This window comes from gamma proteobacterium symbiont of Lampromicra miyakona (assembly GCF_059730895.1).
This window is the reverse complement of the sequence record NZ_AP035932.1, coordinates 918,731-940,175: the sequence shown is the minus strand read 5'-3', so window position 1 is coordinate 940,175 and position 21,445 is coordinate 918,731. Positions and strand designations below refer to the sequence as shown.

At 59.5% G+C, this 21,445-nt stretch carries 15 protein-coding genes and 3 tRNA genes; 8 read left to right on the top strand and 10 right to left on the bottom strand.

Annotated features, from left to right (window positions below; genetic code table 11):
- The first annotated feature begins 5 nt into the window (after nt 1-5).
- Both ppnN and xni read left to right on the top strand, forming a co-directional pair.
- A complete protein-coding gene (ppnN, locus tag AC6I8P_RS04250; protein WP_498031008.1) occupies nt 6-1,370 on the top strand; it encodes a nucleotide 5'-monophosphate nucleosidase PpnN in 1,365 nt (454 codons plus the stop codon).
- Between the two features lie 38 nt (nt 1,371-1,408).
- The gene (gene xni, locus AC6I8P_RS04245; protein WP_498031007.1) at nt 1,409-2,176 is read left to right on the top strand and encodes a flap endonuclease Xni; all 768 of its coding nucleotides are present in this window, start codon (nt 1,409-1,411) and stop codon (nt 2,174-2,176) included.
- 577 nt (nt 2,177-2,753) lie between these two features.
- Here xni and rlmM read toward each other — a convergent pair.
- From rlmM to AC6I8P_RS04225, 4 genes are all read right to left on the bottom strand, one after another.
- Nucleotides 2,754-3,854 (bottom strand): 23S rRNA (cytidine(2498)-2'-O)-methyltransferase RlmM, encoded by a 1,101-nt coding sequence (rlmM, locus tag AC6I8P_RS04240; RefSeq protein WP_021507383.1) that lies wholly within the window; start codon nt 3,852-3,854, stop codon nt 2,754-2,756.
- Nucleotides 3,847-4,242 (bottom strand): DUF423 domain-containing protein, encoded by a 396-nt coding sequence (locus tag AC6I8P_RS04235; RefSeq protein WP_021507384.1) that lies wholly within the window; start codon nt 4,240-4,242, stop codon nt 3,847-3,849. Before AC6I8P_RS04235 ends, rlmM begins: the two co-directional genes overlap by 8 nt.
- 50 nt (nt 4,243-4,292) lie before the next feature.
- A complete protein-coding gene (locus tag AC6I8P_RS04230; RefSeq protein ID WP_010616414.1) occupies nt 4,293-5,210 on the bottom strand; it encodes a transcriptional regulator GcvA in 918 nt (305 codons plus the stop codon).
- A 342-nt stretch (nt 5,211-5,552) separates the two neighbouring features.
- Nucleotides 5,553-5,777: a YgdI/YgdR family lipoprotein gene (locus AC6I8P_RS04225; RefSeq protein ID WP_010616412.1), complete on the bottom strand. Its 225-nt coding sequence runs from the start codon at nt 5,775-5,777 to the stop codon at nt 5,553-5,555.
- A gap of 208 nt (nt 5,778-5,985) precedes the next feature.
- Here AC6I8P_RS04225 and csdA point away from each other — a divergent pair, with 208 nt between their 5' ends.
- Complete coding sequence (gene csdA / locus AC6I8P_RS04220) at nt 5,986-7,191, top strand: cysteine desulfurase CsdA (RefSeq protein ID WP_222986233.1); 1,206 nt, start codon at nt 5,986-5,988, stop codon at nt 7,189-7,191.
- A gap of 4 nt (nt 7,192-7,195) precedes the next feature.
- A complete protein-coding gene (gene csdE, locus AC6I8P_RS04215; protein ID WP_498031006.1) occupies nt 7,196-7,648 on the top strand; it encodes a cysteine desulfurase sulfur acceptor subunit CsdE in 453 nt (150 codons plus the stop codon).
- On the opposite strand, the gene tcdA is transcribed toward csdE, so the two are convergent.
- On the bottom strand, nt 7,636-8,442 hold the full coding sequence (gene tcdA, locus AC6I8P_RS04210; RefSeq protein ID WP_021507387.1) for a tRNA cyclic N6-threonylcarbamoyladenosine(37) synthase TcdA: 807 nt from the start codon (nt 8,440-8,442) through the stop codon (nt 7,636-7,638). The genes csdE and tcdA overlap by 13 nt on opposite strands.
- Before the next feature lie 60 nt (nt 8,443-8,502).
- Nucleotides 8,503-9,651 (bottom strand): murein transglycosylase A, encoded by a 1,149-nt coding sequence (gene mltA, locus AC6I8P_RS04205; RefSeq protein WP_152390512.1) that lies wholly within the window; start codon nt 9,649-9,651, stop codon nt 8,503-8,505.
- 207 nt (nt 9,652-9,858) lie between these two features.
- On the opposite strand from mltA, the gene AC6I8P_RS04200 reads away from it, so the two are divergent.
- The 3 genes from AC6I8P_RS04200 (at nt 9,859) to AC6I8P_RS04190 (ending at nt 10,193) form a co-directional block, all read left to right on the top strand.
- Nucleotides 9,859-9,935: transfer RNA gene (locus tag AC6I8P_RS04200), tRNA-Met, on the top strand.
- A gap of 52 nt (nt 9,936-9,987) precedes the next feature.
- Nucleotides 9,988-10,064: transfer RNA gene (locus tag AC6I8P_RS04195), tRNA-Met, on the top strand.
- 52 nt (nt 10,065-10,116) lie between these two features.
- Nucleotides 10,117-10,193, top strand: a tRNA-Met gene (locus AC6I8P_RS04190).
- A gap of 88 nt (nt 10,194-10,281) precedes the next feature.
- Here AC6I8P_RS04190 and amiC read toward each other — a convergent pair.
- Nucleotides 10,282-11,517, bottom strand: a complete 1,236-nt coding sequence (gene amiC, locus AC6I8P_RS04185) for an N-acetylmuramoyl-L-alanine amidase AmiC (protein WP_031279511.1) — start codon at nt 11,515-11,517, stop codon at nt 10,282-10,284.
- A 232-nt stretch (nt 11,518-11,749) separates the two neighbouring features.
- On the opposite strand from amiC, the gene argA reads away from it, so the two are divergent.
- On the top strand, nt 11,750-13,078 hold the full coding sequence (argA, locus tag AC6I8P_RS04180; protein ID WP_021506712.1) for an amino-acid N-acetyltransferase: 1,329 nt from the start codon (nt 11,750-11,752) through the stop codon (nt 13,076-13,078).
- Nucleotides 13,079-13,129: 51 nt separating this feature from the next.
- Here the strand turns inward: argA and recD are convergent, their stop codons facing one another.
- The 3 genes from recD to ptrA are packed head-to-tail and all read right to left on the bottom strand — an operon-like array spanning nt 13,130 to nt 21,407.
- Nucleotides 13,130-14,977 carry an exodeoxyribonuclease V subunit alpha gene (recD, locus tag AC6I8P_RS04175; RefSeq protein ID WP_238561580.1) on the bottom strand — a complete coding sequence of 616 codons (1,848 nt, stop codon included), beginning with the start codon at nt 14,975-14,977 and terminating at the stop codon, nt 13,130-13,132.
- Entirely contained in the window at nt 14,974-18,513 is a 3,540-nt protein-coding gene (gene recB / locus AC6I8P_RS04170; protein ID WP_498031005.1) for an exodeoxyribonuclease V subunit beta, read from the bottom strand. The genes recD and recB overlap by 4 nt, the downstream gene beginning before the upstream one ends.
- The gene (gene ptrA / locus AC6I8P_RS04165; RefSeq protein ID WP_498031004.1) at nt 18,510-21,407 is read right to left on the bottom strand and encodes a pitrilysin; all 2,898 of its coding nucleotides are present in this window, start codon (nt 21,405-21,407) and stop codon (nt 18,510-18,512) included. Before ptrA ends, recB begins: the two co-directional genes overlap by 4 nt.
- Nucleotides 21,408-21,445 lie beyond the last annotated feature (38 nt).

The following is a 21,445-nucleotide window of genomic DNA, read 5'->3' as shown; positions in this document are numbered from 1 at the left end:
TTCTCTTGATTACACATATCAGCCCGCTTGGCTCAATGGATCTGCTCTCCCAGCTGGAAGTCGACATGCTGAAGCGTACTGCCAGTAGCGATCTCTACCAGCTGTTTCGCAACTGCTCGCTGGCGGTACTCAACTCCGGCAGCCAGACCGACAGTAGCCACGAACTGCTTTCCCGCTTTGAAAACTTTGACATCAACGTGCTGCGCCGCGAGCGCGGCGTGAAACTGGAGCTGATCAACCCGCCGGAAGAGGCGTTTGTTGACGGCCGGATTATCCGTTCGCTGCAGGCGAACCTGTTTGCCGTACTGCGCGACATACTGTTTGTTAACGGCCAGCTCTCAGCGGCGGATCGTTTGCAAAATCAGGACGTCACCGACTCCGCGCACATCACCAATCAGGTGTTCTCTATTCTGCGCAACGCGCGCGCGCTGCACGTGGGCGAATATCCCAACACCGTGGTGTGCTGGGGCGGTCACTCCATCAACGCGGTCGAATATCAATATTGCCGCAATGTCGGGACGCAGATGGGCCTGCGCGAACTGAACATCTGTACCGGCTGTGGTCCGGGCGTGATGGAAGCGCCGATGAAAGGGGCAGCGGTAGGCCATGCGCAGCAGCGCTATCACGACAGCCGGTTTATCGGCCTGACCGAACCGTCGATCATCGCTGCGGAGCCACCTAACCCGCTGGTGAATGAACTGATCATCATGCCGGATATTGAAAAGCGTCTGGAAGCCTTTGTGCGCATCGCGCACGGCATCTTGATCTTCCCGGGCGGCGTGGGTACGGCAGAAGAGCTGTTGTATCTGCTGGGCATTCTGATGAATCCGCAGAACAGCGATCAGGTGCTGCCGCTGATCCTCACCGGGCCGAAAGAGAGCGCCGATTACTTCCGCGTGCTGGATGATTTCATCGTTAATACGCTGGGTGAAGCCGCACGCCGGCATTACAAAATCATCATTGATGATGCTGCGGAAGTGGCGCGTCTGATGAAGAAAGCCATGCCGCAGGTGAAAGAGTACCGCCGCGAAACCGGCGATGCCTACAGCTTCAACTGGTCGATTCGCATTGCGCCGGATCTGCAGGTGCCGTTCCTGCCAACCCACGAAAATATGGCCAACCTCAAGCTGTTCCCGAATCAGCCAGCGGAAAAACTGGCGGCGGATCTGCGGCGTGCCTTCTCGGGCATCGTGGCCGGTAACGTCAAAGAGATGGGGATCCGCGAAATCCGGGAAAAAGGTCCGTATCAGCTGCAAGGCGATGCCGATCTGATGCACCGCATGGACGAACTGCTGCAGGGCTTCGTCGCGCAGCAGCGCATGAAACTGCCCGGCAGCGCTTACATCCCCTGCTACGAAATCATCAAATAACCCATCAGGAAGGCAGCCTGCGGGCTGCCGGTATCACTATGTCGCTTCATCTGCTTATTATCGACGCGCTCAATCTGATCCGCCGCCTGCACGCGGTGCAGGGTTCGCCCTGTCGTGAGGCCTGCGTGGCGGCGCTGCATCAGCTGCTGGGTCACACGCGGCCAACGCACGTGGTGGCGGTGTTTGACAGCCATGACCGACAGCCTGGCTGGCGTCATCAGTTATTGCCGGACTACAAAGCGGGTCGCCCGCCGATGCCGGACGATTTACAGCAGGAGATGGCCTCGCTGCAGGCGGCCTTTGAGGCCAGCGGTGTCAGTTGCTGGGTTGCCGAACATGATGAAGCGGACGATCTGGCCGCGACGCTGGCAGTGAAGATGGCCGACGCCGGTCATCAGGCCACCATCGTTTCCACCGATAAAGGTTACTGCCAGCTGCTGGCGCCGAGCATTCGCATCCGCGATTATTTTCAGAAGCGCTGGCTGGACGTGCCGTTTATCGAACAGGAGTTCGGCGTCGCGCCGGCCCAGCTGGCGGATTACTGGGGCTTATGCGGTATCAGCAGCAGCAAAATTCCAGGCGTGCCCGGCATCGGGCCGAAAAGCGCACGGGAACTGCTGCTGCAGTTTGGTTCGCTCGAGGCGCTGTATCAGCAGCTGGATCAGGCACCTGAGAAGTGGCAAAAGAAGTTACGCGATCACCGCGCGACCGCGGAAGTGTGCCGACAGGTGTCAACGCTGAAGCGGGATTTGGTGTTGCAGGGGAATTTAAATACGTTGCGGTATCAGGGTCCGGCGCGTCATTGAGGTCGCCATGAATGGCGCCCCTACAGCAGCACGGCAAGCCTGAGCTGGTCCGGGAAGTTTCAACCCTACTCATTGCGCGATGAATCGCGCCGCTACGGGCTAGTGCAGCTAATTTCTGCGAAATAATTTGTGCTAGCGCAAGGCGGCAAGCCTGAGAGTCCCCGGGAGCATACATTAGTATGTGACCGGGGCGAGCAGGCGCTGCCAACGCCGCGATAGTGCAAAGAATGAAGCAGAAGTTCTGCGAAATAATTTGTGCCACCGCAGGACGGCAAGCCCGAGCTGGTCAGGCAGGTTTCAGCCCCATTCCACACCGGTTGCGGTTTTGGTAGCGGCGCAATTTATTGCGCGATGAATCGCGCCGCTACAAATGTTATGCGGCCTGCAGTTACCTGCATTAATACGAAGCAGCCAATCTGCGAAATAATTTGTGCTAGCGCAAGGCGGCAAGCCTGAGAGTCCCCAGGAGCATACATTAGTATGTGACCGGGGCGAGCAGGCGCAGCCAACGCTGCGGTAGTGCAAAGTATGAAGCAGGCGCAGCCAACGCCGCGATAGCGCAAAGTATGAAGCAGAACTAGCGTTCGTCGCGCCGTCCGCCGACTGCCGCCCAAATCCGGCGCACATGCACGGTCACTTCTTCGCGGTCGTGATACAGCTGGCGCGCCTGGATCTGCGCGTTTACGCCCTTCTCCTTCAGCGCCGCGTCCATCATTGCCAGGTTCTGCGTGACTTCTTCATAGCGCTTTTTCATTGGCAGCTTGAGGTTGAAGATCGCCTCACGGCACCAGCCGTTAACCAGCCATTCGGTCATCAGGCTGGCGACGCGCACCGGTTTTTCCACCATGTCGCACACCAGCCAGCTGATGTTGCTGCGCGGCGGGCGGAATTTGAAGCCGTCTTCGCGGCAGTGCGTAACCTGTCCGGTATCCATCAGGCTCGGCGCCATCGGGCCGTTATCCACCGCGTAGACCCACATGCTGCGCTTCACCAGCTGATAGGTCCAGCCGCCGGGGCAGGCACCAAGATCGACCGCATACATGCCGCTGCCCAACCGTTCATCCCACTCATCGGCCGGCACGAACACATGGAATGCTTCTTCCAGCTTCAGCGTAGAGCGGCTTGGCGCATCGGCCGGGAACTTCAGGCGCGGAATGCCCATGTAAAACGGCGAGTTGTTGTGCGGCAGCGAATAACCAACGTAGCAGGTGCCCGGCGCGATAAAGAACACATGCACTACCGGACGTTTATTGCTCTCATAATTCAGCAGGATTTTGCTGTCGCGCAGGCTGGCGCGCAGCGGTACCGTCAGCTTGCGGCAAAATTTGGTCAGCTCTTTGGCTTCATTGGTGTCGGGCACTTCAACGCGCAGCTCGCCGCCCTTCTCCACTACGCCGCTCAGCATGCCGACGATCGGGGTAATACGATCTTCCGGCGGGAGATCGCGCAGCAGCTCGCCCACCACCAGCATTTGCCGGGCAAAAATCAGCTCTGCGAACGGCAGCGTGGCGATCAGTTTTTCCGCCTCTTCCGGCTGATAGCACTCAAATAGCACGTAACCGGCGTCATCTTTAACACGCGGAAAACCGTAGATTTCGCGTTCCGCTGCTTTGGCACTGATTTCTGCCGCACACTCTTTCTCAAATCCCGGGCGGCAATAGAGTAAAACTTTATTCATGGCGATCTGCCTTTCGTTTCAGACGCAGCGCGCCAATCAACATCAAAAACCAGCCAATCAGGAAGCACAGGCCTCCAACCGGCGTAACAAACACCCAAAACTTCAGGTGCGACAGCGCCAGACAATACAGGCTACCGCTGAACAGGACGATACCCAGCGCCATCGCGGCGCTACTCCAGTAAAACCAGATATTGGCGCGACGCAGCATTGCTGCGCCAATACCGATAATCGCCAGCGTATGATACGCCTGATATTCAAGGCCGGTATGGATCCACGCCATCTCGGCCGCGCCGAGCGCTTTGCTCAGCACGTGCGCCCCAAAAGCACCAAACGCCACCAGCAGAAAGCCGCTGATGGCGGCAAATATAAACATGGCACGACTGGACATTCATTTATCCTCAAGGTGAAACCGCACATCACTGTGCGGCAGGCAACGCGTTAGTGATCGTAGCGGAAGCGGAATTTTTCTTGTTCAGTTGCGGCTTTTTCCAGAATCCACTGCCGAAAGGCGGCTATTTTACCCAGTTCTGCCTGGCTGTCATGACAAACCAGATAAAAAGCATTTTTACTCACTAAGACATCGTTGAAAGGACAGACCAGACGTCCGGCCTCAATTTCACTCTGCGCCATCACATTATTGGCCAGCGCCACGCCCTGGCCGTGGATCGCCGCCTGCAGCACCATGGCGCTGTGGCTGAAGATCGGCCCCTGCTGAACATTGATGTGCTGCAAGCCCAGCTGACGAATATAGGATTGCCAGTCACGGCGCGAAGCGTCATGCAGCAGCGTGAAATGCGCCAGATCGGCCGGTGATTTGAGCGGGTTGTCGCCGGTCAGCAGCAGCGGCGAGCACACCGGCAGCAGATATTCGGCATACAATTTTTCTACCCGCAAACCGGGCCAGTTGCCGCGGCCGTAAAAAATCGCCACGTCGACATCGTCGGCCAGCTTCTCCTCATCACGGTCCACCGCCTGGATACGCACATCAATGCCCGGATAAGCCAGATTAAAGCTGGAGAGGCGCGGAACCAGCCACTGAATGGCGAAACTCGGCAGCAGGCTGACGGTCAGCGCGCCTTTGGCACTGCGCGCCTGCAGCTTACGCGTGGCATCGTTCAGTGCCGAAAAAATTTCTTTGATATCGAGATAGTAGCTTTGACCCTCTTCGGTCAGTAACAGCGAACGATTGCGCCGGCGAAACAGCTTGAGACCGAGAAAATCTTCCAGCGATTTAATCTGATGGCTGACAGCCGCCTGGGTCACAAACAGCTCCTCAGCGGCTTTGGTGAAGCTCAAATGACGGGCCGCAGCGTCGAAGACGCGAAGAGCATTAAGCGGCGGAAGGCGTTTTGACATGGTTTTCCGTACCCGGATTGACAGCGTAACACTGCAACTTATACAAAGTCGTTACGTATTAGATTTTTTAATCCGAGACATTATAATTTGTCCGTTGAGGAAGCTCCAGCAAATACCTATAGTTGCCGCACTTCCTGAGCCGGAACGAAAAGATTTCTGGAAACGTGCGAGAGATCGCAGACTTTTAGAGAGCTTTTGGCTTGTGGTCGTGATGTTGTGTTTGCATTTTGATCTGACGATTGCAGATCAAACTTTTAATTCCTGTAGATTTACCCTGTCTGTCCATAGTGATTTTAAATAGCACCGCAAATTGCGGTGCTTTTTTTTACCTGCTTACCGGGCTTACTGGCCCATTTCCACCATCTCTTTCACATCTGAGCGGTTAATCTGCTGCTCGTTGCCATTGGCATCTTTATAGCTGATCATACCGGTTTCATCGTCAACTTTTGGTTTGCCATCCGCAACAATGGTGCGACCATCATTGGTATGCATGACGTAGTTGCTGGAACAGGCGGCCAGGGTAAAGGCCATGGTGCACACGGCCAGCACTGCGGCGAGTTTATTCATCTTCTATCTCCTTGCAGATTGATTGCATTAAACCACCCGCGTGCGCTGACCAGTGGCAGCAAACAGAGCGATCGACTGGAACAGACCGATTCGTTATGCGGGTTTCGGTTCAAACCTTGCAATAATTAGCATAACGCGCTTTTCCAGCTTTGCCAGGCCACGGCGTGGCTTTCAGCCTGGTCCTAACATCCAAGTAAGTGAGCTGAGTATGACCCATTTCTCTCCTGGCGAGTTTCGTCAGCAGTTTCCCGCGCTGAGCGATGCGGGTGTCTATCTCGACAGCGCTGCCACCGCGCTGAAGCCGCAGGCGGTGATTGACGCGACCGCGCAGTTTTATTCGCTGAGCGGCGGCACCGTCCACCGCAGCCAGTTCGCCGCTGCCCGCGCGCTGACGGCACAATATGAACAGGCGCGCGCGCGCGTGGCGCACTGGCTGCAGGCGGCGGACGATCGGCAAATCGTCTGGACGCGTGGCACCACGGAGGCCATCAACCTGGTGGCGCACAGCTGGCTGGCGCCGCGCCTGCAGCCGGGCGACGAGATTGTGGTGAGCGAAGCCGAGCACCACGCCAATCTGGTGCCGTGGCTGATGGTGGCCCAGGCCAGCGGTGCGAAAGTGATAAAGTGGCCGATTGGCGCAGACCGGCGGCCTGATATCGCCCTGCTGCCGCAGTTACTTAACGCACGCACCCGGCTGCTGGCGATAGGTCAGATGTCTAATGTGACCGGCGGCTGTCCGGATCTGGCGCAGGCGATTACGCTGGCGCACGGCGTCGGGGCGAAAGTGATGGTGGATGGCGCGCAGGGCGTGGTGCACTGCCCGCCGGATGTGCAGGCGCTGGATATCGACTTCTACGCCTTTTCCGCGCACAAGCTGTATGGTCCGATGGGCACTGGCGTGCTGTACGGTAAAGCGGAGCTGCTGGACGCGATGCCGCCGTGGCAGGGCGGCGGCAAAATGCTGACGCAGGTCGATTTCAGCGGCTTCACGCCGCAGCCGGTGCCGTGGCGCTTTGAAGCAGGCACGCCGAACGTGGCGGGCGTGGTCGGGCTGAGTGCGGCGCTGGACTGGCTGGGGCAGTACGATGCGGAAAAAGCCGAACGCTGGAGCCAGCAGCTGGCCAGCCTTGCCGAAGAACAACTCAGCGCTATTCCCGGCTTCCGCAGTTTCCGCTGCGGCAGCGCCAGCCTGCTGGCGTTTGATATCGCCGGTATTCACCACAGCGATATCGTGACGCTGCTGGCGGAACAGGGCATCGCGCTGCGCGCCGGCCAGCACTGTGCCCAGCCGCTGATGGCGGCGCTTGGCGTCAGCGGCACGCTGCGCGTCTCATTTGCCCCCTATAATAATCTGCAGGACGTGGACGCGCTGGTGCGCGCCATGCACCATGCCGTGGATTTACTGAGTGAGTAACGTAATGACATCAGCCCTGCTTGCCCCCCATCCGTTTGGTGATCTGATTACCGAAGCCAGCCTGACGGAGAAGTTTGCCCATTTTCATCAGTGGGAAGATCGCTATCGCCAGCTGATTCAGCTCAGCCGCCAGCTGCCGGCGCTGCCGGAAGCGCTGAAAACGGCGGAAATTGAGCTCTCCGGCTGCGAAAACCGCGTCTGGCTCAGCAGCCAGCAGCGGGCCGACGGCACGCTGCATTTTTACGGCGACAGTGAGGGGCGCATTGTGCGCGGATTGCTGGCGGTGCTACTGACAGCGGTGGAAGGAAAAACGCCCGCGGCGCTGTTAGCCACAGACCAGCTGGCGCTGTTTGATACCTTAGGGCTGCGCGCGCAGCTGAGCGCCTCGCGCAGCAGTGGTTTACAGGCGCTGGCTGAGGCGGTACAGCGTGCTGCCCGCGCGCATCAGGCAGACTGACGCGCCGCGCGCGCGAGAAATTTTTTCAGCGCGTGCGACACTGCAACAAAACCAAAGGTGGCGGTCACCATGGTGGCCGCACCAAAGCCGGCGGCACAGTCCATGCGCTTTGGCCCTTCCGCCGTGCTGCGCGAAGCGCATACGCTGCCGTCCGGCTGCGGATATACCAGGGCTTCGGTAGAGAACACGCAGTCGATCCCCAGTTTACCCTTGCTGTTTTTCACTACGCCAAAATCACTTTTCAGCCGCTCGCGCAGTTTGGCAGCCAGCGGATCCTGAATGGTTTTGGCTAAGTCACTGACCTGAATCTGCGTCGGATCAATCTGTCCGCCGGCGCCACCGGTGGTGATCAGCGGGATCTTATTACGCCGGCACCAGGCGATCAGCGCAGCCTTGGGGCGCACGCTATCAATCGCGTCAATCACATAGTCGAACCCCGCCGCCATCAGCTCCGCGGTATTGTCCGGCGTGATAAAGTCATCGATGCAGATCACCTCACACTCCGGATTGATGGCGTGAATACGCTGCGCCATCACCTCGGTTTTCGCCTGACCGACATGCCCCTGCAACGCATGAATCTGACGGTTGGTATTGGTAATACACACATCGTCCATGTCAATCAGGGTAATTTTACCGATGCCGGTGCGCGCCAGCGCTTCGGCCGCCCAGGAACCGACGCCGCCAATGCCGATGACGCAGAAATGCGCGTCGGCAAAACGCTGCAGTGCTTCCTGCCCGTAGAGACGCGCCGTGCCGCCAAATCGCTGGCGCCAGGCGTCGCTGACAACTTTCATAGCTAACCTTTTAGTACGATGCGCGGACGCGCACCCGACAAACCCAGGGTGCGCAGCCTATCAATTTGCGCCGATAATCAATGAACCATTATTGCCGTTTTGCGGATTGCTGAACAGCGGCTGGCCGGTTCCCGGTGCGGCTTTCAGCACCCAGACGCGGCCATAATGGTTGTAGAAGCCCGCCAGATGCGCCGCATCCGGGCCGACGCCCTGGTAGATATCGAAGTGCTGGCCTTTGATCGCGCCGCCCACGTCCAGCGCGACCATCAGGCGCATCTCATATTTGCCGTTGAATTTGCCCTTATCATTCAGCTGCGGCACTTCAGCCAGCAGCGCCGTGCCGGCGGGAATCAGTGAACGATCGGACGCCACCGAGGCTTTGGCAATCAGCGGTACCGCGCTGGCACCGCGCACCGGCACATACTCTTCCGGCTTAAAGAACACGAACGACTGGTTGGTTTCCAGTACGTTGCGCACTTCCTGCGGCGAGTGCTCCTGCGCCCACTGCCGAATCGCCTGCATCGACATATCTTCGCGCTTCACTTCACCGCGATCGATCAGCTCTTTACCAATACTGTGGTAAGCCCAGCCGTTCTTGCCGCCGTAGCCGAAGAAGCGCAGCGGACGGCCATCGCCGAAATCGACATAGCCGCTGCCCTGCACGTCCATCATAAAGTTGTCGATCAGCGAATTGCTCCAGGCAATCACATAACGCTCATCCAGTGCGCCACTATAGATAGAAGCGCGGCTTGGCAGCTTCTGTCCGCGTGGACGCGGCGGCATGCGATAAATCGGATACTGGAATTCACCCTGACGGGTATAACGCGCTTCCACCACCGGCGTGTAGTAACCGGTAAACTGTACGTTGCCGTAGCTGTCGGTGCCTTCCATCTGATAGGCGTTCAGGCCGAACTGGCGTAGCTGACGCGTATCAGCGCCGGAGAGCAGCCAGTTCTGAATCGCACTGTAAGTGCCGAGGTTGCGGCCATACAGACCGGACGACGCCGACTGGATCTGCTGCACCTGCAGGCCGAAATCACGGCCATTGACCGGACGCCCTTTGGCGTTCGGCTCATTCACCAGCCCGAGCGGTTGCTCCAGCTTGCCATCAATATATTGCTGACCGCGATCGGTCGGCTTAGAGCTACAACCGGCTAACAGCGCCAGAAATGCGCCAGTAAGTGCATACTTCGCCCAATGTCCTTTCATTACCTTCTCTTTTTAAGCTGGTTGTTTGCACGGCGACGATAGCAAAGGGGCAGACAGAATGAAATCTGCCACAGGCTAGCGCGCTCACATCTGTATAATAAATCGCCCAATGGCCAAATAATTCAGCAACTGTTTGTCTATTTAGCGCTTTAACGCAAAAAAGGGGTTGCATCATCATACGCCCGGTGTATAGTGCGCATCCACGGACGCGGGGTGGAGCAGCCTGGTAGCTCGTCGGGCTCATAACCCGAAGGTCGTCGGTTCAAATCCGGCCCCCGCAACCAATTCTTCGTGATGAAGAGACAATGTGGCAAGTCGCTTAGCGCGACAGACGGACGCGGGGTGGAGCAGCCTGGTAGCTCGTCGGGCTCATAACCCGAAGGTCGTCGGTTCGAATCCGGCCCCCGCAACCAATTGTCTTAACGAAGAATACAATGTGCAAGGTCGCTCAGTGCGACAGACGGACGCGGGGTGGAGCAGCCTGGTAGCTCGTCGGGCTCATAACCCGAAGGTCGTCGGTTCGAATCCGGCCCCCGCAACCACTTCTTCTGCGTAAGAACATCACAACACCCTGACGGGTGTTTTTTTGTTTCTGCGCCCGGTAAAAAGCGGCATCGCTGCCGCCCTGCCCTAACGCCGTGCCAGCACGCCGCCTTTGTCAAAATATGCCTTGATGCCGTGCAGAATGGCTTCCGCCACCTGATGCTGATAACGCGGCGTACGCAGCTTCCGCTCCTCTTCAACGTTACTGATAAACGCCGTTTCCACCAGAATCGACGGGATATCCGGCGCTTTCAGCACCGCAAAGCCGGCCTGATCCACCGTGCGTTTATGCAGGTGGTTAATGTGGCCCATGCGCGTCAGCACTTCTTTGCCAAACTTCAGACTGTCGCTGATGGTCTGCCGCTGCACCATATCGAACATGGTGTGGTCGAGATAGCGATCGCCGCTCATGCTGACCCCGCCGATCAAATCCGCTTCGTTCTGCGTCTGGGCGAGAAAGCGCGCGGCGGCCGAGGTTGCGCCGCTGGTGGAGAGCGCGAAGACCGAAGAGCCGCGCGCCGCCCGGCTGGTAAAGGCGTCGGCGTGAATTGAGACAAACAGATCGGCGCGCTGCTTGCGCGCTTTCGCGACCCGCACGCGCAGCGGTATAAACACATCTTCGTTGCGCGTCATGTAAGCCTTCATATTACGTTCTTTGTCGATCAGCGCTTTCAGATAGCGTCCAATCTTCAGCACGATATCTTTCTCGCGCGTTTTGTACTTGCCGTGCGCGCCGGGATCTTCCCCGCCGTGACCGGGATCGATCATGATAATAATCGGTCGATCGCGCCCGGCTTTACCCGGTAGCGGCGCCTGCGCCGGTTGATCGCGCTCCAGTTCACCCTGGTTGTAATCCTTCAGTAACGCCAGCAGCGGATCCTCTTCCTGTGACGACTGGCTGGGATAGAGATCGACCACCAGCCGGTGGCGAATACCCGCGACCGGATCGAGGGTGAAGGTTTTTGGTGCCACGCTGCGCTTCAGCTCCAGCACCACGCGCACCGTGGTGGGATCGAACTGACCGACGCGCGCGGTTTTAATGTAGGGATCGTCCACCCGCACCAGCTTATCAATGCCTTTCAGCGCGCTGTTGATATGCAGGTTCTGGATATCGATCACCAGCCGTTCGGGATTGCTCAGCGTGAACTGCTTATAGTGCAGCGCGACGTTGGATTCCAGCGTCACGCGCGAGTAAGTCGAGGATGGCCAGATGCGCACGGCCACAATGTGCTGACTGGCCGCAAAACCGCTGCGCGTCACGCTCAGCAACCACAGCGCACCTGCGCCCTGTAAAAGTCGTCTTCGGGTAAAAGCTTCGGACATGCCGCTCCAGCTACTGTGTTATGTCTAAAAAATCGTCAGTTGACGAGCAGAAGGCGAAAACTTTATTCAATGAGGAATGTCTTGTCTTGCCGGAAAAACCAGATAATGCAGTCTGTTAGCGTGGCTTGCATCAGGAAAATCGTAAAGTAACGTCAGGTCCGATGCTTGCAAAAAGCGGCGAAAGAGCATAAAAATACATAAATTTCGAATAACCATTCACAGAGGGTTTGCCGTGAAGGAACGCAGTACCGAACTGGTTCAGGGTTTTCGCCATACCGTTCCCTATATTAATGCCCACCGTGACAAGACGTTTGTCATCATGCTGGGTGGCGAGGCCATCGAGCATGAGAACTTCTCCAGCATCGTTAACGATATCGGCCTGTTGCATAGTCTCGGCATTCGCCTGGTGGTGGTTTATGGCGCGCGGCCGCAGATCGATGCCAGCCTCGCGCAGCAGCAGCTGGAACCGATTTATCACAAACACACCCGCGTGACCGATGCCCAATCGCTGGAGCTGGTGAAGCAGGCGGCCGGGCGTTTACAGCTCGATATTACGGCGCGTCTGTCGATGAGCCTGAATAATACGCCGCTACAGGGCGCGCATATTAATGTGGTGAGCGGTAATTTTATCATCGCTCAGCCGCTGGGCGTGGATGACGGCGTCGATTACTGCCACAGCGGCCGCATCCGCCGGATTGACGAAGAGGCGATCCATCGTCAGCTGGATAACAATGCCATTGTGCTGCTGGGGCCGGTGGCGGTCTCGGTGACCGGCGAGAGCTTTAACCTGACCTCGGAAGAGGTAGCGACGCAGCTGGCGATTAAGCTGAAAGCCGAGAAGATGATCGGTTTCTGCTCCGAACAGGGCGTAACCGACCGCGAAGGCACCATCATTTCCGAGCTGTTCCCGAACGAGGCGCAGACGCGTATTGATGAAATGGAGAGCGACGGTGATTTTCTCTCCGGTACCGTGCGCTTCCTGCGTGGCGCGGTCAAAGCCTGCCGCAGCGGCGTGCGCCGCAGCCATCTGATTAGCTATCAGGAAGATGGCGCACTGCTGCAGGAGCTGTTCTCGCGTGACGGTATCGGTACGCAAATTGTCATGGAGTCGGCCGAGCAGATTCGCCGCGCCAACATCAACGACATCGGCGGGATTCTCGAACTGATTCGTCCGCTGGAGCAGCAGGGCATTCTGGTGCGCCGTTCGCGCGAGCAGCTGGAGATGGAGATCGACAAATTCACCATTATTCAGCGCGACAATATGACCATCGCCTGCGCGGCGCTCTATCCGTTCCCGGACGAGCAAATCGGCGAGATGGCCTGCGTGGCGGTGCACCCCGACTATCGCAGCTCTTCGCGCGGCGAGCTGCTGCTGGAGCGCGTGGCGCTGCAGGCGCGGCAGATGGGGCTGAAGAAGCTGTTCGTGCTGACCACGCGCAGTATCCACTGGTTCCAGGAGCGCGGCTTCACGCCGGTGGATATTGAGTCGCTGCCTGAAAGCAAAAAGCAGATGTACAACTATCAGCGTCGTTCCAAAGTGCTGATGGCAGACTTACGCTAAGCGCCAGCGCACCTTACGCGCCGCTGAGGGCTATTCCCCGCGGCGGCGCAATCATCTGCCCTCTTCTCCCCCTAAGCGATCCAGCAACCCGCTGCGCCGCTGCGTGCGCAACTGCACCGCGCGCCGGAACACCGCTTCATCACTGAAAAGCGTCAGCTGGCTGCGCGCCCGGGTAATAGCCGTGTATATCAGCTCGCGCGTCAGTACCGGCAGGAACTGAGCCGGCATCACCAGCGCGGTGTGGTCAAACTCCGAACCCTGTGATTTGTGCACCGTCATCGCCCATGCCGTGTCATGGGCCGGCAGGCGACTTGGCTGTACCGCTTTGATGCTGCCATCAGGCAGCGGGAAAAACACCTTGAGCAGCCCTTCCTCATCGAACAGCGTAATGCCGATGTCACCATTGAACAGGCCGAGCGCGCTGTCGTTACGCGTCACCATCACCGGACGCCCCTGATACCAGCGGCTGCCCCCTGCCGGACGACGAATCAGCTGCAGCTGCATCAGCTTGTGCTCAATACGCTGATTGAGCCCCTGCACGCCAAATGGCCCTTCGCGCAGCGCGCACAGCAGCTGATAACGGCCAAACGCAGCAATCACCTCGGCCGGTGCGGCACGCTGGTTAATCAGCTGGAGAAATGGCCGATAGCCTTCGGCAATCTGCGTCAGCATCGCCTGATACGCTTCGGCATCGTTGAGCGGCTGGCGCACGATATCACTGAAGCCCGCCTGAAAGGCCGCCTCGACCGCCTGCGCTTCGCCGGCGTTGACCGCCGCAGCCAGCTGACCGATGCCGGAGTGCGCCGCGAAACGGTAGCTTTTGCGCAGCAGGCAGATGGCATCGCGCACCGCCGGGGCCACCGCATCATCGGTGCCGGCAACCTCGCAGCCGGTCAGCGTGGTGAGCTGCAACGCGCGCACCGGACTGTAGCCCGCCTCGGCACAGCGGCAGATATCCCCGAGTACCGCACCGGCTTCAACCGAGGCCAGCTGGTCGCGATCGCCGAGAAAAATCACCCGCGCATGAGCGGGCAGCGCGGCGATCAGGTTTGCCATCATGCCGAGATCGACCATTGAGGCCTCATCGACCACCAGCACGTCGAGATGCAGCGGATTACCGGCGTGGTAGCGCAGGCGCTGCGTCTCCGGCTGAGCGCCGAGTAAACGGTGCAGCGTGGTGGCTTCTGCCGGAAAACGCTGGCGCTCCGCATCGCTGACGTCGAGACTGCGCAGCGCCTTACCCAGCGACTCGGTGAGCCGCGCCGCCGCCTTGCCGGTAGGGGCGGCCAGCTGAATGCGCAGCGTTCCCTCACTGAGGCGAATCAGCGCCGCCAGCAGCTTCGCCACCGTGGTGGTTTTGCCGGTGCCAGGCCCGCCGGAGATCACCGCGGTTTTTTGCGTCAGCGCCACCGCCGCCGCAATTTTCTGCCAGTCCTCAGGCTGGCAGCCGAAAAAGGTATCCAGCACGCTGCGCACCTGTTCGGGCGCAAACAGCTGCGGCGCCGCCTGTGGCTGGAAGAAGCGCGCCACTTCCCCTTCGTGATGCCAGAGCCGGTGCAGATAGAGCCGGTTATCACGCAGCACCACCGGTGCCGGGCGATCGCTGGCGCTGAGCGCCTGCCAGTCCGCCAGCAGCGTTGGCCAGTCCTGCGGCTCGCCGGCGGCCTGCCAGATGGCGTGCGCCAGCTCCGGATGACGACCGCTGAACAGCCCTTCGCGGGTAAGCTGCGACAACGGCAGGCAGACGTGACCGTCACCGGCTTCCGCGCTGAGACAGGCAGCCGCCAGCAGATGCGCGGGCCGATCGTCGTCGGCCAGCAGCCGGGCAAACTGAATATCCAGCGCCCGCAGCAGGCGCAGTTCTGCCGCCTGTGCCAATAGCGTACTCATGCTACTCATGCTGCTGCTCCCGGCCCGCGAAACAGGCTATCCAGTTGTGAAACGAAATCTGACGTCGGTCGGGTATGGAACACCCCGTTATCCGGCGAGCTGCCATCCATGCCGCGTAAAAACAGATAGAATACGCCGCCAAAATGCTGTTCATAATCGTAATCCGTCAGGCGGTGCTGCAAATAGCGATGCAGCGCCAGCGTATACAGCTGATACTGCAAATCGTAACGGTGGTCGATCATCGCCTGCGCCATCGCCTGCGGTGTGTATGCCTGATGGCTCTCGCCCAGCCAGTTAGATTTGTAATCCAGCAGATAGTATTTGCCCTGCCAGCGAAATACCAGGTCGATGAAGCCTTTCAGCATGCCCTGCACCTGACGGAAGTCGAGCGGCGGCGCCTGACGCGACAGCGGATCCTGTCGCATCAACGCGTCCAGCGCCGGTGCCGTCAGCAGTCCATCAATCGGCAGATAGAACTCCATCTCGATCAGGCGATTGCCCGGTGTGATGTCGCTCAGCCGGATCCCTTCAGTGTTGAGCGGCGTGTTCACCACGCGGGTAATCCACTCGCTCAGCATCGGCTGCCAGTGCAGCGGATAGCCGCTCTGCTGCAACTGCTGTTCCAGCTGCGGCGCTGAAGGCGGCTGGGTGAAGTCGAGCGATTCAAACAGCGTATGCAGGAAAGTCCCGGGCGCTGCGCCGCGCGGGAAATGGTGCGGCGTCAGCGCGGCTTCCAGCACTTCCGCCTCGCGATCTTCCCCGACCGCTTCCGCATCGAAGCCCGGCATCACATCCAGCAGACGGTGACTGCCGTGCTGCTGCAGCCCGGAGTAGCTGGTAACCCGCCACGGATCGGCCAGCGCACGCGTGATACTGCGCGCATCCAGCGTATCGTCAATCTCGTCCGGCGTCTGCCAGCGTTCGTGGCCCTGCGGCTGCGCCAGCACCACTTCGGTGCCCGTCACGTCGATGTCGTGCAGCAGGGTCGCCAGCTGTTCTGCCGTAGCCGGCTCGCCGCGCTGCAGCAGAAAACCCAGCGCGCTTTTGTGCACATCGCTTTCGCCCTCTTTCTTACGCGTACCGCGAAACAGCGGGGCGACACCTACACTGCAGTGATGCACCGAACGCGTCAGCGCCACGTACAGCAGACGCAAATCCTCTGCCAGCCGCTCCTGCTCTGCCAGCGCCAGACTTTGCTCATCATTCTGCAAATCCAGCACCGCGTTGTAATGCTCGCGGTCGTGATAGAGCGCGATATCGGCCTCGCGGAAACCGGCGGCAAACGGCAGCCACACCAGCGGATACTGTAACCCCTTGGATTTATGGATAGTGACAATCTGCACCAGGTGGCGGTCGCTCTCCAGCCGCAGCTGCTGGCTGGCCGACTGGCTGTCTGGTCGGGCGATCTGCTGCGCCAGATAACGCACCAGCGCGTGCGGACTGTCGAGCTGGGCCGCCGCCTCCTGCAGCAGTTCGCCGAGGTGCAGCAGATCGGTCAGGCGACGCTCGCCATTCTCTGAGGCCAGCAGGTTTTCTGCCAGCTGGCGCTCCAGCATCAGCTGACGCAGCATCGGCAGTACGCCACGCTGGTGCCACAATTGCTGCCAGCGGGCAAAGGTATCCACCAGCGCATCCCAGCCGCGCGCATCCTGATCCAGCGCGTCCAGCTGCGCGGCATCAAAGGCAAACAGCGACGTGGCCAGCGCGGTGCGCAGCATCCGCTCCTGCTCGGGCGCGAGGATCGCCTGCAGCAGCCACAGCAGTTCTCGCGCCTCGGGCGTGGTATACACGCTGTCGCGGTTGGAGAGGTACACCGAAGGGATGCCGAGCTGATTGAGCGCGGCGCGAATCAGATTGGCTTCGTTCCGGCTGCGCACCAGTACCGTGATGTCCGAGGCCTGCACCGGCCGCTGATCGGGGGGTTTGCCCAGCAGCGCGCGCTGTTGCTGACCCGCCTGCAGCCAGCGGCTGATATCAGCGGCGCACTGCTGCGCCATCAGCTGCTGGTATTCGCTGACGCTGCAGCCTGCGCCCGGCTGTAGCCAGAAGCGCAGCGCAGCCTGCTCCTCGCCGTCGATACTCAGCGACAAACGCTGATTGGGCGGCGCGGCATTGACCGGCAGAAACGGGATGTCCGCAAACAGAAACGGGGCGGGCTGGCGCATAAACAGCTGATTGACGCTCTCCACCATCGCCGGTGACGAGCGCCAGTTGGTATCCAGCGTGTAATGCGCCTGAACTTCACTGCGCGCGCGGATATAGGTAAAGATGTCCGCACCGCGGAAGGCGTAGATAGCCTGTTTCGGGTCGCCAATCAGCAGCAGCGCATGCTGCGGCTGCTGTAAATAGAGCGTGCGGAATATACGGTACTGCAGCGGGTCGGTATCCTGGAATTCGTCAATCAGCGCCACCGGAAAGCGCTGGCGAATCGCCTGCGCCAGCTGCTCGCCGCCGGGCTGTTGCAGCGCCTCGTCCAGCCGGCTCAGCAGATCGTCAAACCCCAGCAGCGCCTGCAGGCGTTTCTCTTTACGCACCGCGTGACGCACCTCCACCAGCGCGCGTGCAATCACCAAATCGCGCAGCGACAGCGGCTGCGCCAGGAATGTATCAATGGCGGCAAACAACGGGTGCTGCGGTGGCGCGCCCTTTTTGGTTTTTTCATTGAGCACCTGCTGACCGAAACGCGCCAGCTCGGTGGGAATCTGGTAATCCGCGGTCTCGCTCTGCGCCCAGGCGCTGACTTTGCTGACCCACAGCGGCAGGTTTTTACTGCTGTAGCTGCGCTTATCAACATCAGACTGCCCGACCAGCGTCAGCACCTCTTCGCCCAGCGCCCGCCACTGCGCTTTCATTTCGGCAATGCGTGCCAGGTTGCTGCTGTGGCGCGATGTCAGGGTTTCACTGTCGTGCGGCGCCAGGCGCAGGCTGGGCGACTCGCCCTGCAGCCACGGGCGCAGCGTCGATAACAGCTGTTCCGGCCCGCTCCATTCCGCAACGATGACGCGCGCAATATCCAGCGTCAGCGGATAGCAGTGGCGCCGCCAGAAATCCGCCGTCGCCTGACGCAACAGCTGCTGTTCATCTTCAATCAGCTGCTGCTCGAACAGCATACCGGACTCAAACGCGTTGAGATTGAGCATGCGCTGGCAGAAGCCGTGAATGGTGAAAATCGCCGCCTCGTCCATCTGACGTTCCGCCGCCAGCAACAGCGAGGCCGCCTCAGCGGGCTGGGCAATGTCGGCCAGCAGCTGCATCAGCATCGGATTTGCGCTGACGCCGCGCAGACACGCCAGCCGCAGCTCATGAATATTTTCCCGGATACGGCCGCGCAGTTCGGCGGTGGCGGCTTCGGTAAAGGTCACCACCAGAATCTCTTCCACCGACAGCGGGCGCGCATAGGCATTCGGTCCGCCAAGTCCCAATAGCAAACGCAGGTAGAGCAGACCAATGGTAAAGGTCTTACCGGTGCCGGCGGAGGCCTCGATCAGACGCTCACCCTGCAGCGGCAGCGTCAGGGGATTGAGCGATTCAGGGCGCTGACTCATGGCGCATCACTCTTCACGGAGAGCGACTGCTGCAGCCGGGCGACTTCATCCCAGGTGGTAAAGCCCGGCAGCGGCGCGTAATCCGCATCGTGGGTGCCATCGTGACTGCCGCCAATCTGCGAGATCATCGCCATGCCCTGCTGCGCCAGCACGGCCTGATGGAAAAAGTCAGCCAGGCTGGCCGGTGTCAGCTGCTGAATTTGCGCAATGGCTTTTTCGCGCGTATCAAACGCGAAGTTCTGGCGATTGAAATCACGGCTGTAACGGTTGGCTTCTTCATCCAGCGTTTGCGGACGCTGTTTCAGATCGTTGATCAGTGCCTGCTGATACTGGGCGAAATCTTCCGCTTTCATGCTGCGCAGACGCTGTTCCGCCTGCGGATAGAACGCCTGGAAACGCTGCAGCAGATAAGCGGGCGCTTTACTGTTGCTTTGCAGCAGGAAGCCAATGCCCCACTGGCGACCAATCGGCATCTGATAAGCGAACACCGCATAGCCCAGCTGCTCCTCGGTGCGCAGCTGATTGTAGAACCACGGCTGCACAATCTGGCTCAGCATGGTGCTGTTAGCCATACTTTGATACTCGCTGTAGCCGAGCGGCACATACAGCGTCGCCAGCGCTGAGTCGGTGCTGCTGCCGGTTTTCTGCAGGTTGGCTTTGATCGGCTTATCCACCACCACATAATTGCTGTGCCAGTAACCGTGCCCCGTGCTGTGCAGCTGCTGTTTAAGCTCTTCGCCCAGCTGCCTGACGCGATCGGCCGACAGGTTGCCGACCACCATCATTTCCGGCGTGGCGTGCTGGATCAGCGCATCGCGGTAATCCATCACCTCCTGCAGCGTGATCTGTTTCACCAGCTGGCGTCGCGCCTCACGCTGGGTATAAGGCAGCTGGGACAGCATTTGCATCGGCTGAATCGCCTGTTCAAACGCTTTGCCCTTTTCCGCTGCTTCCAGCCGATCCAGATACCAGGATTTCGCCTGCTCCAGCTGCTGCGCATCCGGCTGGAAGCTGGCGTAGCCTTCAACCAGCTTTTTCAGCAGCTCCGGCAGGCGCTGGGTGAAGCCGCTGGCATTGAATACCAGCCCGTCGTCCTCACCGGTGGAGAAGCTGATGCCGCCCACCGAAGCCTGCGAATTCAGCTCATCCAGCGCCAGGCTGGAGAGGTAGTCGTTGAGACCAAACAACACCTGCTGGCGCGCATCGCTGATCGCGGATTTGTTACGCAGCGCGAGCGTAATAGCGGCCTTCGGCTCGCTGGCGTAGAACTGGCTCGGCATCCAGTAGATGCGCATGCTGTCGCCATTGGTCAGCGCCACCGGATGATCGTAATGCTTATCGTCAGACGGGATGAGGGAGAAATCTGACGGAATGTAGGGATTCAGGGTCGGCAGCGACAGCGGAATCAGCTGCGCCTGCTGCTGCCAGTCGCTGAACTGCGCGGCGCTGATTTTATCCACCTGATAAGGCGCATTCACAAAGTAAGCCTGTTTGTTGTGCGGCTCAGCGGGACTGATGTACCAGATGCGGGCGTTCTGCGGCGTCATCTCAGCCAGACGAGCGTTGATCGCGGCCGCATCATAGCGGTCGGCCAGATAAGGCGCATCCAGCGTGTGCGTCACCGGCACGCGCAGCATGGTATCCACCAGCCACTCAATGTAATCCATATCGCGGGTAATTGATGGATAGCGGAAATCCAGCGCCAGCACGTGCGCAACTTCATCGAAATAGCGCTTGTCGATGCCTTGCTTGCGCAGCATATCAAGGTAGCTGAATACCGCAGCCACCACGCGATCGCGCTGCGCCAGGCCTTTGTCGGTCAGCGAAACCGAGATGGCAAACACGCCGCTGTTGCGCTCGGTCATCGGATCCGCGCCGGCATTGACGCCATCCGCCAGTCCCTGCTGCTGCAGCCAGTCGTTCAGGGTATTTTTGCTGCGGTTGCCCAGCAGATAACTGATTAAGGTGTCGGTTTTGCTGCGGAACTGGTCGCTGTCGTTGGCGATGCGAAACTCAATTTTCAGCTGCTTGCGCGGCTGTGCTGGCACGTAATGAATGATGATGCCTTTCTGCGCATCGGTGACCACCGGCACGGTAATGTCCGGCACGCTGGCCTGATGATTGGCCACGCGACCAAAGGTCTGTGCAGCGATCGTCGCCATCTCCGGCAGCGGTTTGTTACTGTAAATCACCGCTTTCATCAGATTCGCCGAGTAGTGGCGGTGATAGAAATCGAGCAGCGCCTGATGCAGGTTGCTGTCGGGTTTGTCACTCAGAGTATCAAGGTTACCGCCCGAATAACGCGAACCGGGGTGCGCCGGATTGAGGGTTTCCGCGCCAACCTGCGCCATACGCAGCCCATCGCGCGAGCGTGCCATCGTCAGCTCAGCGTTAACCGCATGCCGCTCGCGGTCCGCATTGGTTGGGTCGAGCAGGGGTTGCGCAATTGCATCCGCCAGACGATCCACCGCCGGTTGCAGCGCATCGTTTTCGACTTCCAGATAAAACGCGGTGCGGTACGAGGCTGTGCTGGCATTGTGGCTGCCACCGTGCTTCTTGAGAAACTCCGCCAGGTTATCCGGCTGCGGATAATTTTTTGATCCCATCAGCACCATGTGTTCCAGATAGTGTGCCAGGCCCAGCTGACTGTCGGGATCGTCCAGAGAACCGATCGGTAACGTCAGCGCTGCCAGCGATTTCGGCGCGGCAGCATCTGACACCAGCAGCACCGTCATGCCGTTGCTCAGGGTAATGGCCTGATAACTGCGCGGATCGTGATCGCTCTTGCGGATGGTTTCATCAATCGGCTGCCAGCCGCGCCCGTCGTCGGCAAAGGCATTCAGCGCCAGCATGCTCAGCAGCAGCGCTCCTATCCAGCGTGCGTAAATCCGCATTTCAACCCCTTAACGTTACCCTTATCCGCCGGCGTTGC